The sequence below is a fragment of the Mesorhizobium sp. M0615 genome (genome assembly GCF_040320805.1).
Taxonomy (GTDB): Bacteria; Pseudomonadota; Alphaproteobacteria; order Rhizobiales; family Rhizobiaceae; genus Mesorhizobium.
On record NZ_JAMYQI010000007.1, the window covers coordinates 112224 to 128697 of the forward strand.

The 16474-nt window shown below is 63.6% G+C and carries 13 protein-coding genes and 1 pseudogene; 4 read left to right on the forward strand and 10 right to left on the reverse strand.

The annotated features are described in order from the left end of the window. Positions 1-53: 53 nt before the first annotated feature. On the reverse strand, positions 54-1043 hold the full coding sequence (locus NKI46_RS13885; RefSeq protein ID WP_023739509.1) for an arabinose ABC transporter substrate-binding protein: 990 nt from the start codon (positions 1041-1043) through the stop codon (positions 54-56). 245 nt (positions 1044-1288) lie between these two features. Between NKI46_RS13885 and NKI46_RS13890 the strand changes: the two genes are divergently transcribed. Both NKI46_RS13890 and dgoD read left to right on the forward strand, forming a co-directional pair. Beyond that, positions 1289-1978, forward strand: coding sequence for a FadR/GntR family transcriptional regulator (locus tag NKI46_RS13890; RefSeq protein ID WP_245260479.1), 690 nt, complete (start codon positions 1289-1291; stop codon positions 1976-1978). Between the two features lie 7 nt (positions 1979-1985). Continuing rightward, positions 1986-3134 carry a galactonate dehydratase gene (gene dgoD, locus NKI46_RS13895; protein ID WP_023739511.1) on the forward strand — a complete coding sequence of 383 codons (1149 nt, stop codon included), beginning with the start codon at positions 1986-1988 and terminating at the stop codon, positions 3132-3134. A 237-nt stretch (positions 3135-3371) separates the two neighbouring features. Here the strand turns inward: dgoD and NKI46_RS13900 are convergent. The 5 genes and pseudogenes from NKI46_RS13900 to uxuA all read right to left on the reverse strand — a co-directional run bounded on the left by NKI46_RS13900 (position 3372) and on the right by uxuA (position 10711). Further along, positions 3372-5023, reverse strand: a pseudogene (locus tag NKI46_RS13900) (FAD-binding dehydrogenase). A 49-nt stretch (positions 5024-5072) separates the two neighbouring features. Next, positions 5073-6785: an aldehyde dehydrogenase family protein gene (locus tag NKI46_RS13905; protein ID WP_023739513.1), complete on the reverse strand. Its 1713-nt coding sequence runs from the start codon at positions 6783-6785 to the stop codon at positions 5073-5075. A gap of 79 nt (positions 6786-6864) precedes the next feature. After that, the gene (locus tag NKI46_RS13910; RefSeq protein ID WP_031253280.1) at positions 6865-8037 is read right to left on the reverse strand and encodes an alanine racemase; all 1173 of its coding nucleotides are present in this window, start codon (positions 8035-8037) and stop codon (positions 6865-6867) included. After that, complete coding sequence (locus NKI46_RS13915; RefSeq protein ID WP_023739515.1) at positions 8034-9323, reverse strand: D-arabinono-1,4-lactone oxidase; 1290 nt, start codon at positions 9321-9323, stop codon at positions 8034-8036. The genes NKI46_RS13910 and NKI46_RS13915 overlap by 4 nt, the downstream gene beginning before the upstream one ends. Positions 9324-9526: 203 nt before the next feature. Continuing rightward, positions 9527-10711 (reverse strand): mannonate dehydratase, encoded by a 1185-nt coding sequence (uxuA, locus tag NKI46_RS13920; protein WP_023739516.1) that lies wholly within the window; start codon positions 10709-10711, stop codon positions 9527-9529. An 83-nt stretch (positions 10712-10794) separates the two neighbouring features. On the opposite strand from uxuA, the gene NKI46_RS13925 reads away from it, so the two are divergent. Next, a complete protein-coding gene (locus tag NKI46_RS13925) occupies positions 10795-11580 on the forward strand; it encodes an SDR family NAD(P)-dependent oxidoreductase (protein WP_023739517.1) in 786 nt (261 codons plus the stop codon). A 49-nt stretch (positions 11581-11629) separates the two neighbouring features. Here NKI46_RS13925 and NKI46_RS13930 read toward each other — a convergent pair whose 3' ends face one another. Together NKI46_RS13930 and NKI46_RS13935 are read right to left on the reverse strand one after the other, a co-directional pair. Further along, positions 11630-12466 (reverse strand): amidohydrolase family protein, encoded by an 837-nt coding sequence (locus tag NKI46_RS13930; RefSeq protein ID WP_023739518.1) that lies wholly within the window; start codon positions 12464-12466, stop codon positions 11630-11632. Between the two features lie 69 nt (positions 12467-12535). Next, positions 12536-14065, reverse strand: a complete 1530-nt coding sequence (locus NKI46_RS13935; RefSeq protein WP_352746639.1) for an MDR family MFS transporter — start codon at positions 14063-14065, stop codon at positions 12536-12538. A gap of 117 nt (positions 14066-14182) precedes the next feature. Between NKI46_RS13935 and NKI46_RS13940 the strand changes: the two genes are divergently transcribed. Then, positions 14183-14821, forward strand: a complete 639-nt coding sequence (locus NKI46_RS13940; protein ID WP_023739519.1) for a MarR family winged helix-turn-helix transcriptional regulator — start codon at positions 14183-14185, stop codon at positions 14819-14821. A gap of 74 nt (positions 14822-14895) precedes the next feature. Here NKI46_RS13940 and NKI46_RS13945 read toward each other — a convergent pair whose 3' ends face one another. Next, complete coding sequence (locus tag NKI46_RS13945) at positions 14896-16098, reverse strand: mandelate racemase/muconate lactonizing enzyme family protein (protein WP_352668268.1); 1203 nt, start codon at positions 16096-16098, stop codon at positions 14896-14898. An 8-nt stretch (positions 16099-16106) separates the two neighbouring features. Next, positions 16107-16433, reverse strand: a complete 327-nt coding sequence (locus tag NKI46_RS13950; RefSeq protein WP_352668270.1) for an NIPSNAP family protein — start codon at positions 16431-16433, stop codon at positions 16107-16109. Between the last annotated feature and the right edge of the window lie 41 nt (positions 16434-16474).

Consider the following 16474-nt stretch of genomic DNA (forward strand, 5'->3'; position numbering starts at 1 on the left):
GCCATGCCAAACAGGCGGCGACTGTGAGCCGCCGCCTGTTTGTACAGGGAGGATTATTCGATGCCGAGATCCTTGCGGACCGTCTGGTAGTCGTCGCGCTTGGCCAGCGCACCGGCGGTCAGGATGAGCTTCTCGGGTTCCTTGTTGTTGGCGACCCAGTCATACATGTTGAGCGCAGTCTCGTAGCCGTGACGCTTCGGCGAGATGATCACCGTGCCGACGAAGCCGGTGGCGGTCGGCTTCTTGAACTCGTTGATCGCCGAATCCGCGCCGCCAATGCCGACGCCGATCACGTTTTCGGCCGGGATGCCGACGCTTTCGGAAGCGCGCACGGCGCCGAGAACGGCTTCGTCGTTGAGGCCGAAGGAGACCCACTTCTTGATGTCGGCATGGGCGTTGAGCACGACCGTCGCCGCATTAAGCGCAGCCTCGGTATCGGTCTTGGCCTGCGGCGCGTCAAAAATGTTCTCGGCCTTGAAGCCGTTGGCCTTCAGCACCGAAATGGCGCCTTCGACCCGGTCGACGGCGGTCGGCAGTTGGTCGTAGGAGACGCGGATGGCGCCCACCTCGTCGGCTTTCCAGCCGCGTCCCTTCATTTCGTCGACGATCGCCTGGCCGACGGCCTCGCCGATCTTGGTCGCCGAAATGCCCATATGCGGCACGTCTTCCAGCGCCTTGCCGTCTGCGCCGACCAGACGGTCATCAACCGTCATCAGCTTCAGATTGTTGGCGGCGGCCTTGGCGACGATGCCGGGGCCGAGCTTCACATCAGGCGTGCAGACGATGAAGCCTTGCGCGCCCTGCGCGCCCAGATTGTCGATCGCCGACATCAGCTTCTCACCGTCCTCGGCGCCGATCTTGACCAGGGTAAAACCCTTCTCCTTGGCGGCCTGGTCGGCGAACTTCCATTCGTCCTGGAACCACGGCTCTTCCGGCTGTTTGACGATGAAACCGATCTTGGTGTCCTGAGCATATGCAGCGATGGTCGTGACGGACAGCACGGCAAGCGCGCCCGCGACGAGCGCGGTCTTCAGAAGTCGCATGATTACCTCCCAGCGATGGCCGGGCGCTCAGCCCGGATGCAGAGTCTCTAATTCTTTTTATCATACTCGTCAATTGATCTGGTATGATAATTGAGCTACATGCTCTGACAAGCGATCGCTGGCGCAAATCCTCCGCATCCGGTAAGGCCGGGGACGCGAGATCAGTGGTTTCGCCGCCTTGGAGGAGGGCTGAGGTGACCGAAACTTCGAAGAAGGCATCAGGCGACACCCGCCGCCCGCGCGTCATGCCCGATGTGACCAAGGCGCTTGCCGCAGACATCTTTTCCGGACGCTATCCCGCCGGCTCGTCCCTGCCGACCGAAAACGAACTCGGCGTCGAATATGGCGTCAGCCGCACCGTCATCCGCGAGGCGCTGAAGGTGCTGGCCGCCAAGGGGCTGGTGCTGTCGCGGCCGCGCATCGGCACGGTTGTATGTGAACAGGACAACTGGAACATCATCGACCCGCAGGTGCTGGCCTGGCACGCGCCGCATGCGCTGGACGACAAATTGTTCGACGCCATCCTCGAAACGCGCCGCGCCATCGAGCCGCTGGTCGCCGAACTTGCGGCGACTCGTGCGACGCTGCAGGAGATCGCCGATCTCGAAGCCGCCTGGCGCGGCATGGCCAATGCCGGCGAGGATCTCGCCGCCTTCTCGCGCTCGGACATCACCTTTCACCAGATCGTCTATGCCGCGAGCCACAACCCGATCTTTCGCCAGATCGGCAATCTGATCGACACCGGGCTGAAATTCTCGCTCGAAGCAACGGCGACCATTTCGCTCAGCCGGCGCATGGAAGCGGTCGCGGCGCATCGCGAGGTGGTCGAGGCGCTGCGCATGCGCGATGCCGCGGCGGCGCGTGCAGCGGCAGGCCGGATCCTCGACCTTGCGGCGCGCGACCTGGTCAGCGCCAAGAAACTCAAGAACAACTGAGACCAGCATGAAAATCATCTCGCTCACCACCTACATCGTCCCGCCGCGCTGGCTGTTCCTGAAGATCGAGACCGATGCCGGCGTCACCGGCTGGGGCGAGCCTGTCGTCGAAGGCCGCGCGCTGACGGTCGAGGCAGCGGTCAAGGAACTCGGCGATTATCTCATCGGCAAGGACCCGCGCCTGATCGAGGACCATTGGACGGTGATGCATCGCGGCGGCTTCTACCGCGGCGGGCCGATCCTGATGAGCGCCATTGCCGGCATCGACCAGGCGCTGTGGGACATCAAGGGCAAGGCGCTCGGCGTGCCTGTGCACGAACTGCTCGGCGGCAAGTTGCGCGACAGCATCAAGGTCTATTCCTGGATCGGCGGCGACCGGCCGGCGGAAGTGGCTGCTGGCGCCAGGGAGGTCGTTTCGCGCGGTTTCCAGGCGCTGAAGATGAATGGCACCGAGGAACTGCAGATCGTCGACAGCCATGGCAGAATAGATGCGGCTGTCGAACGCGTCGCCATGGTGCGCGAGGCCGTTGGTCCTGGTATCGGCATCGCGGTCGATTTTCACGGCCGCGTGCATCGGCCGATGGCGCGCATGCTGGTCAAGGAGCTGGAACCCTACCGGCTAATGTTCATCGAGGAGCCGGTGCTCAGCGAAAACCGCGAGGCGCTGAAGGAGATCGCAGCGCTGGGCTCGACGCCGATCGCGCTCGGCGAGCGTCTTTACAGCCGCTGGGATTTCAAGTCGGTGTTCGAGCAAGGCGCCGTCGACATCATCCAACCCGACCTCTCGCATGCCGGTGGCATCACCGAATGCCGCAAGATCGCGGCGATGGCCGAGGCTTATGATATTGCGGTCGCGCCGCACTGCCCGCTCGGCCCGATCGCGCTCGCCGCCTGCCTGCAGCTCGATGCCGTCAGCTACAACTGCTTCATCCAGGAACAGAGCCTCGGCATTCACTACAACGCTGCAAACGATTTGCTCGATTATGCCGCCAACAAGGACGTCTTTCGCTACGAGGATGGCTATGTCGCAATCCCCGATGGTCCCGGCCTCGGCGTCGAAATCGACGAGGACTACGTCAAGGAACGCGCCAAGGAAGGCCACCGCTGGCGCAACCCGGTCTGGCGTCACAAGGACGGCTCGTTTGCCGAGTGGTAGTCCGGCCGATCTTGCTGCCAGGCCTTCAGGACCTCGAGCTCAATTTCGCGGTGGCGCCAGCGTAACGCAGGCCTCTGATGGGCCGCGGCGCCGAGCACCAGCGCATGGGAAACGTCGGCGCCGGCAAGCCGCAACTGCTGACCGCCTCGGTTGCGGCAAGCGATCGAAAGCGGTCGCTATCCTGGGACATGGCGGATGTCCTGTTCTCATCGACCTTTTCTTGGCCCGCCAGCCGCGTCACCTGCCCGCGGCGTGCCGGCCTGCGTTCCTGCCGGAGAAGATGCAGCTGCCGAGAAATGTCCCTTCCAGCGCATTGTAGCCGTGATAGCCGCCGCCACCGCCGCCGGCCACCTCGCCTGCCGCATAGAGCCCGGCAATGGGCGCGCCATTGCCATCGAGAACCTGCGAATTGAGATTGGTGTGCAGGCCGCCAAGCGTTTTGCGCGTCAGGATGTTGAGGCGCACCGCGATCAGCGGCCCGTGCCTGGGATCGAGTATCTTGTGCGGCTTGGTCACCCGGAAGATCTTGTCGCCGATGTAGTTGCGGGCGCCGCGGATGGCTGTGACCTGCGCATCCTTGGTATAGGCATGGTCGACCTCTCGATCGCGCGCCACGATCTGGGCGTTGAGCCCGTCGTAGTCGAGCAGATTGTCGCCTGACAGCGCGTTCATCCCGGCGACCAGGTCGGCCAGGTTGTCGCGGACGACGAAGTCCTCGCCCTTTTCCAGGAACGCCGCCACCGATGGCGGCGCCTTGCCGCCGCGCCGGTTCTTCAGCACGGCCCGCCAATCCTTGGCCGTAAAGTCTAGGTTTTGCTCCGAGCCCGACAGCACGAACTCCTTCGAGACGATCGTCTTGCTCAGCAGGAACCAGGAATAATCGTGGCCGGTCGACAGGATGCGCTTCAAGGTGCCGAGCGAATCGAAACTCGGGAAGAACGGCGCCTCCATGCGTTGTCCGAGCGCATCGAACCATAGCGGCGACGGCGCCGACAGGATGCGAATGCCGTGGTTCGGCCAGATCGGATCCCAGTTCTTGATCCCCTCGACATAGTGCCACATGCGGTCGGCGTTGATGACGGCCCCGCCGGCGTCCTGGGTGATCGCCACCATGCGGCCGTCGACATGGTGCGGCACGCCGGCACCATACGCTTCGGCGCTGGCCCCAGCCGCCCGACCGGCCAGACCTTGCGAACCAACTCATGATTGCCGCCGATGCCGCCGGAGGTGACGATCACGACACCGGCCGAAAGGTCGAAATCGCCGACGGCCGTGCGGCTCGACTGCTTGCCGCGCTCGACATCGGATGCCTCCAGGATTTCGCCCGCGACGCCGGTGACCGCGCCGTTGGTCTTGATCAGCCGGCTGACCTGATGACGGAATTTCAAAGTGATCAGCCCTTTGGCGACGTGCTCGCGCACGCGCCTTTCGAACGGCGCGACCACGCCCGGCCCAGTGCCCCATGTCAGGTGGAAGCGCGGCACTGAATTGCCGTGGCCATTGGCCAGCGCGCCGCCGCGCTCGGCCCAGCCGACCACCGGCCACCAGCGCATGCCCATGGCGTAGAGCCACGGCCGCATCTCGCCGGCGGCGAAATCGACATAGGCTTCCGCCACTTTCCTTGGCCAATGGTCCTCGGGCCGGTCGAACTGGGCAGAACCCAGCCAATCCTGCCAGGCGAGGTCGCGGCTGTCCTTGATGCGCAGGCGGCGCTGCTCGGGCGTGTTGACCAAAAACAGGCCGCCGAGCGACCAGAATGCCTGGCCGCCGAGAAAACCGCCACCCTCTTGCTCGACGATGATCACGCGCTTGCCGGCATCGCCGAGTTCCGCGGCTGCGGCCAGGCCGGCCAGCCCGCCGCCAACGATGATTGCGTCCGCGTCAGCCATTGTCGTAGCTCCTGTGCCGGCTTTTGTTTTCGAGATCGGATGCTCGTTGCTAGCCGCGCAGCGCGTTCCAGATGATGCGCGGCAGCTTCAGGAGGCTCGGCTGGTAGTTGAACTCGGTGATCAGGCGGCCGACCATGTGTGCCCTTTTGTGGGTCAGGAACCAGGCCGGCTTCGGCATGATGCGGAACGGCGCTTCGAGCACGCTGCGTTCCGGTCTGTCGAACAAATAGGTGTTGTGGACGACGCCGATGCCGCTCTGCACGTCGTCGAGCGTGTGGCCAGGGAAAGCACCCCAGGTCGGGCGCAGCAGCGCGAACAGAACGCCGCTCCAGGAATTGATGCCGATGCCGCCATAGCGCAGTTCGGCAATGATTTCCTCGAAGCGCTGCCGGCCGATCTCGGCGATCGTCCTGGGATGGATGAGGATGTTGGCGGCAAGCGTGCCGTGCAGCTTTTCATTGGCGTAGGCGACAGCGGCGCGCAGATAGGATTCCGCATTGCCCGCCGGCAGCCGCATGACGCTGAGCGCCGGCGCGAACACCTCGGCATTTTCGAGATAGGTATCCGTGCCCGGCCGGAATGGCACCACCACGCAGGCCGGCCCGCCGGGCCGCTCGAATTTCTGTACGCTGTCGGCATGCGCCTCGAAGGCGGCGAGGCGCTCGGTCGCGCCGGGATAATAGGCCGGGCGCGACGGGGCTTTCTGCATCACCTTTTCGAGGGCCGCCAGAAGCGCGTCGGATTTGTCCCAGCCTTCGGGCAACACGAGCATTTGGCAGGCGATACAGTTGAAACCGGAATTGTTGAGCTTCTGTGTGGCGATCAGTTCGGCATGGTAGGCGATGTCGGCATTCGACCATGGGCCGGGCACCACGATGGTCGGCGCCACGCCGCCAAGCTCAGAGGTGATACGCCGGCTGTTGCGCGGCTTGCCCGCCGCCTTGTTCTTGCGGCCCTCCTCGCCAGGCCCCCAGACGATCGCGTCATGCGAGGCCGCGGCACCGGTGATGTGGATGTCGTCAACGAGATCGTGGTTGCACAGATACGCACCGACATCGGCGCCGCCGCGCACGATGCGCAGCGCACCGAATTCGATCAGCGGCCGCAGCGCCGGCCGCAGGAAATCGATCAGATAGTCGTTGACCGGGTTCATCTTGAGCAGAACCACCTGGTGCTCGACCAAAAGCTTGTGCAGGCAGTCGAGCGGCGCGATCGAGGCGACATTGCCGGCGCCGAGCACGAGGCCGATCTTGCCCTTGCGGCTGGTGCGCGGCGCGTCATAGGCCGAGGCGGTGTTTGCGGCGAGGTTCGCCTTGGTCACGCCGGGCTGCATCCAGATCTCGGCCTTCAGCCCGGTGAACAGCACCTTGTCCCAGAGCGAATTCGGAACCACCGTCACAGCCACCTGTCCGTTGGGCAAGGTGCGAACCGGCAGACTGTCAAGGAACTTCTTGCCGTCCATCAGGCTCAGCGTGTGGATGAACTGGTTGCAGCCATCCATCAGCGCCGCCGGGCCAGCCAGCCATTCCTCACCTTCCAGCGGCGAGCCGGTCGGGATGCCCTTCTTGCGCGTCGCGGTTTTGACCCACGCCTCGGCGACCTCGCGGATGTGATCCTTGACCTGCCGCAGCAAGGCGATCCGCTCGCCATTCGAGGTCTGCGCCCAGTCGTCCTTCCTGGCGTCGAGATCGGTGAGCGCGAGGTCGAGTTCGGCTGCCCATTCAGGCTGCACGGGCTGGGTTTTGACTGCCTTGGCAACCATCCTATCCTCCTCCACTTCGATCTCTTTGTTTGACGCAATTCCTGTGGGAAAACCGCTTCACACTTTTCCTGGAATTGCTCTACGAAAACGGCAGTGCGGCCCATTGCTCGACGAATTTCCCGCCGGAATAGACCTGGATCGAACCGAACTGCTGTAGCACGAATTCGCTCTGCGTCGGACGCAGGAAGGCGTAGTCGTCAGGCCCGACATTGACGTTGTCGGGCAGCGCCATGAATTGCTGATTGGTCGAAAAGCCGAACGTCTTGTCGGTCTTCATCCCCACGGGATGGACGGGCTTCGCCATCCATTTTCCGCCATAGAGAAAACAGCCGCGCCGCGGCAACAGCCCGAGCTTCTGCAGCAGCCAGGAGCGCTGGTCGAGGCCCGGCGCCTGGACATCGACCACTTTCAGGATCGGCGTCGCGATGAATGCCGCAGGCCGCAATTGGCTGAGGCTCGGCACATCGAAATCGGTCGGCAGCATAAAAGCCGATCCGATGGACAATTCATTGGCGCCGACCCAGCTGTCATAGAGCAATGCGGTGCTGCTGCCGCCAAGATTGAGGATCTTGCGCTGGTCGGCGGCAAGGCAAGCGACATACTGGCGAAACAGGCTGATCGCCTTGACGCGCGCCTTGGCCGGTCCTCCCAGCAGTTTGGGGATATGGCCGATATGCGCCTCGTAGGCCATGACGCCTTCGCATTTCAGCCGCGGGTAATTCGCCAACGCGGAAACTGCCCGGGCCAGTGAGTCGGGATCGCTGATACCGCCGCGATGAAGGCCGACATCGACCTCGAAGCAGACGCGCAGCTCGCGGTCGAGCTCGGCGGCAAGCGAGCCATAGGCGGCCAGCCGCTCCTCGGTATCGATCAGCCAGACGATGCGCGACGTAGCTTCGCCGAGCCCGGCGAGAACGCCCTTCGTCAGCGCGTGCCTGGCGCCGGCAACCGGCATCGGCTTGCCTAACAGGAGATCGACATCGGGAAACGCTTTCAGCATCTCGGCGCTGATCGGCAGATGAAAGGTCATCAGCCTGTCGGTCGCAAACGCCGCACGGATATAGTCGATCAGCGGCAGGCATGGCAGCGACTTGTCGACGAGGCGCAGATCGAGGCCCGTGGCGAACTTCGCCTTGATCGCAGCGATGTTGTGATCGAGCCGGTCGAGATCGAGCACCAGGCAAGGCTGAAAGATCCCGGCTGCCCTGAGCGCGCCCGACATTTCCGCGAAATAGGTGTCGGTCAGGCTCATGCCGCGACGCCGAGCAGCCTGGCAATATAGGGCGACACGAAGCGGTTGTCCGGGTCCATCTCGCGGCGGACCGCCATCGCATCGTTCCAGCGCGGATAGAGCGCGCTCAATTCCCTTGATGTCAGGCTGTGCATCTTGCCCCAATGCGGGCGGCCGCCGCGCTTCCTGAAGATCGGCTCGGCGGCGTTGAAGAACGCCATCGGATCGCGCTCGACGCCGTGATGGATGGCGATGGAACAGGTTGGGCGCTTGTAGAAGGGGCTGAGCCAGACATTGTCGGGCGCGACGACGCGCACCTCCATCGGAAAATAGACCTCTGGAAACCGCGTCTCGAGCAGCGCAATGATTTCGCTGAGTGTGGCCGCCCCTTCCTCGAACGGCAGGTGGTATTCCATCTCGTTGAACTTGACGTTGCGCTCGGAGGTGAAGACCTTCAGCCACTCCTCGATATAATCCTCGGCCGGCACCTTGGCGAAGGCCGAGCCGATGAGACGGCGGCGCAGCCAAGGGAGCCAGCTGAGATAGTCGCGCAGTTTTCTCAGCGTCGTCACCGCATCGTCGTCTTCCGTCGGCGGACGCACCGTCGCCGGCGCCTCGGTGATGTCGCTGGCAATCAGCAGCGCCTGGCCCGAAAACGGCACGTAGTAGAACTCGGCCGAACGATGCGCCGTCATGGTGCTTTCGAATTGCGCAAGCACATCGGCGATCGGCGCCGTCCAGCGGCGGTGCCGCATCCGGTAGCTCGCCACGTTGCGGATCGTCACTTCGGTGACGGCGCCGAAAGCGCCGAGCGAAGCGCCCATGGCTTCGATCATGTCGGGGCTCTTGGCACGGTCGAACTCTTTCACGGCGCCACGCCCGTCGACGATCTGCATCGCCTCGAGCTGGGTATGGTAAGCGCCGAGCGTGATGCCCGAGCCGTGGGTGGCGGTGCCCAGCGCCCCGCCGAACGCCTGCTTGTCGATGTCGCCCATGTTCGGCAGCGCCTGGCCGACGCCGTGCAACAGCTTTGCCAGCGCGCCGATCTTGGTGCCGGCGCCGACCCGTGCTGTCAGCCTTTCGGGATCGTGCGACCTCAGGCCCTCGAAGCGATCAAGCGACAGGATCGTCCCGTCATTCTTAACCAGAGGCGTGAAGGAATGGCCCGTGCCAGCGAATCGAACTGGTCCCGGCGCGTTGCGAATGGCACCACTCAGCTCATCGAGACTCTGCGGTTCGGCAAAAGCCTGCGGCGTGGCCGTGACATAGCCCGACCAATTGCTCCACTGGCTGATAGCCTCTCCCACGATCCCTCCCTGGGGCGCCGGCTTTGCCGGTCTTTCTCCTAGCGCTAGATAATATGATACATAGTCAGCTTTTCCGGATATGATACATTGTCAGCTTTCTGTCAAGCTGGCAATCGGAGGTGTCTTGCGTCCGCGCCGGCCACATGGATCTATAGCGACGCACGCTGAGCCGGCGTCGGCATTGAACGCAGTTCGTTGCCCCTTCAAGCCAGCCCAAACGTTTCCACGGCCCGCATGATGCCGCGCAATTCGGCCAGGCCCTTCAGGCGGCCGATCAGCGAGTAGCCGGGATTGATCCTTGTCTTGCCGATATCGTCGGCGAGCAGGTGGCCATGGTCCGGCCGCATCGGGATTTGCCAGTCGGCGCGGCCCTCCTTGCGGCGGCGCGCCTCCTCCTGCATCAGCGCCAGGATGACATGCGCCATGTCGGTGCCGCCTTCGAGATGCTCGGCCTCGTAGAACGAGCCGTCATCCTCGATGGTGATATTGCGCAGATGGGCGAAGTGGATGCGGTCGGCGAATTCCTTGACCATGGCGACGATGTCGTTGTCGGCGCGCGTGCCGTAGGACCCGGTGCAGAACGTCAGCCCATTGGCCTGGCTGTCGACGGCATTGAGAATGAAACGCGCATCCTCGGCGGTCGAAACGACGCGCGGCAGGCCGTAGAGCGAAAACGGCGGATCGTCGGGGTGGATACACATGCGCACCCCCTCCTCTTCCGCCACCGGAATGATCTCGCGCAGGAACCACGCGAGGTTGTCGCGCAACTCCTTCGACCCGATCCCGTCATAGTCCGCAAGCGCCTCGCGAAAACTGTCGCGGTCATACTTGCGCTCTGTAGCCGGCAGGCCGGCGATCAGATTGCGCTCGATCTGGTCGATCTTCTCGGGCGGCAATTCCTTCAGCCGCGCTTCCGCCTGCGCAATACGCGCCGGCGTATAGCATGCCACGCCGTTTCTGCGCTTCAGCACGAACAGATCGTAAGCGGCGAAATCGATCGCATCAAAACGCAGGGCGTAGCCTGTCGTCGGCAGACGGTAGGCTAGATCGGTGCGGGTCCAGTCCACCACCGGCATGAAATTGTAGCAGATCGTGGCGATGCCGGCCTTGGCCAGCGCGCGGATCGAATCGCGGTAATAGCCGGCATAGCGCTCGCGTTCCGGCGCGCCGATCTTGAAGGAATTGTGGACCGGAATGCTTTCGACGACCGACCAGGTCAGTCCTGCTTCCTGGATAATGCGCTTGCGCTCCAGCACTTCGGCCTCAGGCCACGCCCGGCCGTCATAGATATGGTGGAGCGCCGAGACCACGCCGGTGGCGCCCGCCTGCTTGACATGATCGAGCGTCACCGGATCATCGGGCCCATACCAGCGCCAGCATTGTTCCATTTTCGGCTTTCCTTCTGCGAGAGGTTGGCAACTTATTGTTGGACCCCGATGGGAGTCGATAGAAAATGGAGGAGTTTTTGGAAATGATGGATTTCGACGGCAAGGTCGCCCTGGTGACGGGGACGACCGGCATTGGCCTGGCAACCGCCAGACGCCTTGCGGCCGGTGGCGCCGCAATCATCGCCTGCGGCATCGACCGCGCCGCCAATGCGGCGATGAAGGCGCAACTGGAAAGCGCTGGAGCTGCGGTGCTGGTCATCGAAACCGATGTGTCCATCTCCGACCAGGTGCGCGACGCGGTGGCGGCTGGCGTCGCAAGGTTCGGCGGCCTTGATGTCATCGTCAACTCCGCCGCCGTCCATCCCTATGGCACCGCGACGACGACCGACTGGGAAACCTGGAACCGAACGATGACGGTCAATGTCGGCTCGATCTACCTGACCGCGCATTTCGGCATCCCCGAAATGATCAAGCGCGGAGGCGGCGCCATCGTCAACGTCGCCTCGGTGCAGGGCTTTGCCTGCCAGCAGAACGTCGCCGCCTATGCCACGACCAAAGGGGCCATCCACACGCTGACGCGCTCGCTGGCGCTCGACTACGCGGCATCAGGCGTTCGGGTGAATTCGGTCAGCCCGGGCTCGATCCGCACGCCGATCCTGGAGAAGGCTGCGCGCGGTGACGGCGGCAGCGATGCCGATGTCGAAGAGGCCTACAAGCGCTTCGGCGCGGCGCATCCGCTCGGCCGTATCGGCGAACCGGAGGAAGTGGCGGAACTCATCGCCTTCCTGTGCTCGTCGAAGGCCGGTTTCTGCACCGGCGCGGACTACAGGATCGATGGCGGCCTGACGGCAGGTATTGGCGTGAAGTAGCGCTATGATGGCGTTCTGCGCGCTTGCAGGCAATCGGTGTCCGACCGCGCTACAGCTTCCACATCCGCTTGGCATTGCCCGACAGCAATTTCGTCCTCTCCTCAGGGCTGGCGCCCGCGATCAGCGCGTGTGTCGCCGCCACCCAGGTGGCAAGGCCACCGCCAAGCGTGCACACCGGCCAGTCGCTGCCCCACACGACGCGGTCCCAGCCGAAAATGCCGATCGTGTGCTCGACATAGGGGCGCAAGGTCTCGACGGTCCATGAGCCGGCATCGGCATAGGCGACGACACCGGAGATCTTGCCGATGACATTGGGACGCCGCGCGATCTCGGTCATATGCTCGCGCCACGGATGTTCCGCACTGGCCTTGATGTCGGGCACGCCGCAATGGTCGAGCACGAACTGCACATCCGGCGCCAGATCGGCGAGCGCAACCGCCCTTGGAATCTGATGCGGCAGGACGACGAGGTCGAAGGTCAGGCCGGTGCCGGCAAGCCGCTTGATGTTTTCGCGAAACAGCGCGCTGTCCGAAAGCTCGTCCGGCATGACATGCAGCACGCGGCGGAACCCCTTGACGAAAGGGTCGGCTTGCTGGCGCCCGAGATAGGCGGCGAAGCCGGCCTCCTCCGGGCGGCAGGAGGCGATCGCCCCGCGCAACAGACTGCCCTTCTCCAGCGACTGCGCCTTCACATGGCTGGTCTCGGCCTGGATGTCGGCTTCATCGACGTCGACCTCCATATGCAGCGCGGCCTCGATACCGGCGCGGCGGGCCTGGATCGCATATTCTGCGTGCGGGAAATCGCGGTTGAGCGCCGGCTCGCGGCTGAGCCAGGGATAGCGCAGCGCCGACAGGTCGATCAGGTGCAGATGAGTGTCGATGATCATGGCTGTCCTCCTCGGTGATTTCAGATCATCGCCAAATGCCTAAACCCAGCGCATGACACAAGCTTTTGCTCAGGCCCGCTTCGGGATCTCTTTGTCCTCGAGCAGCAGCGTCAGCCCCATGGCGACGAAATAGAGCGCCGCCACCCAGATGAACATCACGTTGAAACCACTGGAGTAATGGTCGAGCACCACTTCGCGGATCGCGCCCGGCAGGCTCGACGCGAGGTGCGGCGTCAACCCGTTCAGGCCACCCGGCAGCAGGGCGGCGGCGTCTGCAGGAAGCTCGGCTGTCTGCCGGTTCAGCGCCCAGATCATCACCGCGCCGTTCAGCGCCAGACCCAGCGATGCTCCGAGCGTCCGCGCCTGGGTGATCAGCGACGTCACCGCGCCGATATCCTGCAGCGGTGCTGCCGCCTGGATCGCCACGATCAGCACCTGGAACTGCAGGCCCATGCTGATGCCGAACACTGCCATCATCGTCGCCAATACCCAGATCGGCGTATGCTGGTTGGTGAGGACGAAGCCCAGCATCAGAAACCCGCCAATAGCCATGGCGACCACCGGCATCCATTTGTAGCGTCCGGTTGCCGCGATCACCCGCCCGGCGACGATCGAAATGACCATGGACGTGAGCGACGCCGGCAGGAACAGGAAGCCTACCTCGGCCGGGCTCAGGCCCGTCAGCGTCTGCATGTAGAGGGCAAAATAGAAGAACATGCCCAGCGTCACCGTTCCAGCGACCAGCGACACGCCCGAGACGATGCTGACCGTCGAATAGCCGAACAGCCGCAGAGGTACGATCGGCTCTTCGGCCCGCCGCTCGACCATGACGAACAAGGTGATGGCGACTAGTGCCAGCAGCGGCAGCGCGAAGGTGATGAGGTCCGGTCCGCTGGGGTCGAGCACGTGGTAGCCCCAATAAACGATCGCCGTCGTGCCGGTGGCGAGCAGCACGCCGCCGAGATAGTCGATGCGGTGCCGCTTTTCGTTGAACCGGCTGCGCATGGCGAAGGCCAGCACCGCCAGCACGATGATCCCTATCGGCAAATTGACCAGGAACACCCAACGCCAGCCGAACAGGCTGGTGATGTAGCCGCCGGCCAGCGGGCCGAGCACCGACGACAGCGCGAACACCGCCGAACTGTAGCCCTGATATTTGGCGCGGTCGCGCGGCGAAAACAGTTCGCCGATCATGGCGAAGGCCGAAACCATCAACCCACCCCCGCCGATACCCTGCAGCACGCGCGCGGCGATCAAGCTCTCCATCGACCATGCCATGCCGCAGACCAGCGAGCCCAGCAGGAACAGGCCGATCGCCGTCAGCACGACATTCTTGCGGCCATACATGTCGCCAAGCTTGCCGTAGAATGGCGAGACCGCGGCGGTCGAGAGCAGGTAGGCGGCACCGACCCAGCCGAACAAATGCAGATTGCCGAGTTCGCCGGCAATGGTGGGCAAGGCGGTGACGACGATCTGCATGTCGATGGTTGCCATGAACATGGCGATCAGCGCGCCGAAATAGACGATCAAGGTCGTAAGGTCGGGCCTGACTTGGGCCTCCACGGGCGGCGCATCCGGCAGCGTCTGCTCGACAGTCATCGGTGTCTCCGTAGCTTGGGGCGCGATTTATGTCCCCACAACCAAGAGGTGTCAACCAGATATGTGCGCGTAGCATATAATTGACATCAGCATATATTCTTGCTAACGCGCTATGGGATGAGCAGCAACGCATCCGGCAGTCCGGACCGATTTCCAGCCCTGTTCCAGACGCGCGGCGACCGGGATCTCGCCGATCTGGCGCGCGGCAGCGGCCTGTCCGAACCGGCGGCCGAGGCCGTGGCCGCCATCGATGCGGTAATGAGCAAGGTGCGCCGCTCGATCCAGCGCCGCGACTTCGGCCGCATGATCCTGGCGCGCGTAGACCCTTCGCTGGAAGTGAGCCATCTCGATGCGATCAGCGCCATCGCGAACAATCCGGTTTTCAGCGCTACCCAGCAGGATGAGGTGACGGTTGGCGTCATCGCCGAGCGCCTCGAGATCGATCCGTCGCGCGCCAGCCGCATCGCGGCCGACCTCGTCGAACGCGGCTATGCCTGCCGTGTCGCATCGCAACGCGATGCCCGCCGCATCTGCCTCAAACTCACCGCCAAGGGTGAGCGCCTCGTGGCGGCGGTGCGCCAGACCAAATGGCGGATTTTCGCCGGATCTCTGGCACAGTGGGATGAGCAGGACCTAGTAAGGTTCGCCACCTTGCTGGAACGCTTCGCCGGTTGGGCCATGGACGAAGCCGGGATGAAAAGATCCGCCGAGGCCGTCAAGCAGTTGATGGACGAGATGCTGCCCGAAACGAAATAGGCGGCACGGCGTGGACGCTCACCCATGTGTGCGAGCCGTTCGATAGCCCTTGACGCTCGAGCCGCGTCGGATCGTTATCGGTCGAAGAAACCGGCGTCCTCTTCCGCCAGGTATTTCTTCGCCGCTTTGGCATCGATGTCGAGGCCGAGTCCCGGAGCTTCGAGCAGGTCCACCATACTGTCCCTGACGATCTGCCCCTTGGGCAGGCCGATGACGATGTCCTCCCACCAGGGGTCGGAGGCGCTGGGATATTCGAAGGCGATGTAGTTGGCCGGCAGCGTGGCGCAGACATTGATCAGCGCGCCGAGGCCGAGCAGCCCGTTCGCCGTGCCGTGCGGCGCCATCATGATCGAGTGCATGTAGGCGTGCTCGGCCACCCATTTGAGCTCGGCGATGCCGCCGATGTCGGCGGGATCCGGACCGATGACGCGAACCGCCTGCGTCTCGATCAGTTCCTTGAAGTTATGGCGCAGGTAGATCTGCTCGCCCGTGTGGATGGGGGTGGACGTCGATGTGGTGAGTTCGCGGTAGGCTTGCGGGTTGACCCACGGCACATAGTCGCCGGTCAACATGTCCTCCAGCCACATCAGATTGTATTTTTCGACGGCCCGCGCGAAGCGGATGGCGTCGGGCAGGAACCAGCCGGGGCCGCAATCCAGCGCCAGCGAGACCTTGTCGCCGAGCACCTCCTTCATGGCGATGACGCATTCGATCATATGCGCCATGCCGCGCTCGCTGATCTGCCCCTGGTCCATCGCGCCGTGATAGGTCGGCGGCTGACGCACGCCGTAGTGGAAGTCGGGGACGCTGGTCTTCATGTTGGAATGAAAGCTGATGCCTTGCTTGACCATGAAGAAACCTTCCGGCCGCTCCATCATCCATTTGACGTCGGCCGCGTAATCCTCCGGCCTGTCGCCGGTGCGCTTCTTGCGGATGGAACCGTTATAGACCCGCACCTTGTCGCGCACCTTGCCGCCGAGCAGCTTGTAGACCGGAACGCCTGCCGCCTTGCCGGCGATGTCCCACAGAGCATGCTCGATAGCGCTGACGGCGGCGCCGTAGGGCTTGAACGAGCCGCGCTGGCGGATTTTCAACATCACGCGTTCGACATCGGTCGGGTCCTCGCCGATCAGCGCGTCGCGGAAATGCAGCACCCAGGGCTTGAGATAAGACTTGGTGTACTCAACCTCGCCGAGGCCATGGAGGCCTTCGTCGGTGACGATGCGCACGATGGGATGCTTGCCGATGACGGCGCACCTGAGATCGGTGATCTTCATGATGTCCTCTATTTCACCGACGAGAAGGCGGTTGGCGCGAGAAACTGGCTGGAAATATTGGCCAGGATCGGGCCATCGCGCTCGGACTCGTCGCGGGCCTCGAGCCATGCCGGATCGGTGGTGAAGGCCTTCCATTTCACTTCGCGCTCGGCAAGGGATTCCCAGGCGATGAAATAGGTCAGTCGATTGCTGCTTTCGCCGACCACCGTGGTGAAGAACCCGGCCTGGCGAATGCCATGTCTATCCCACAGCGCCAAGGTATGGTCGTTGAAACGCTTGAGCAGCGCCGGCAGCCGGCCCGGCACGCAGTCGTAAATGCGAAGTTCGTAGATCATGGTCCATCCTTCTGTTCACCTCTCCCTCCGAGGAGAGAAGT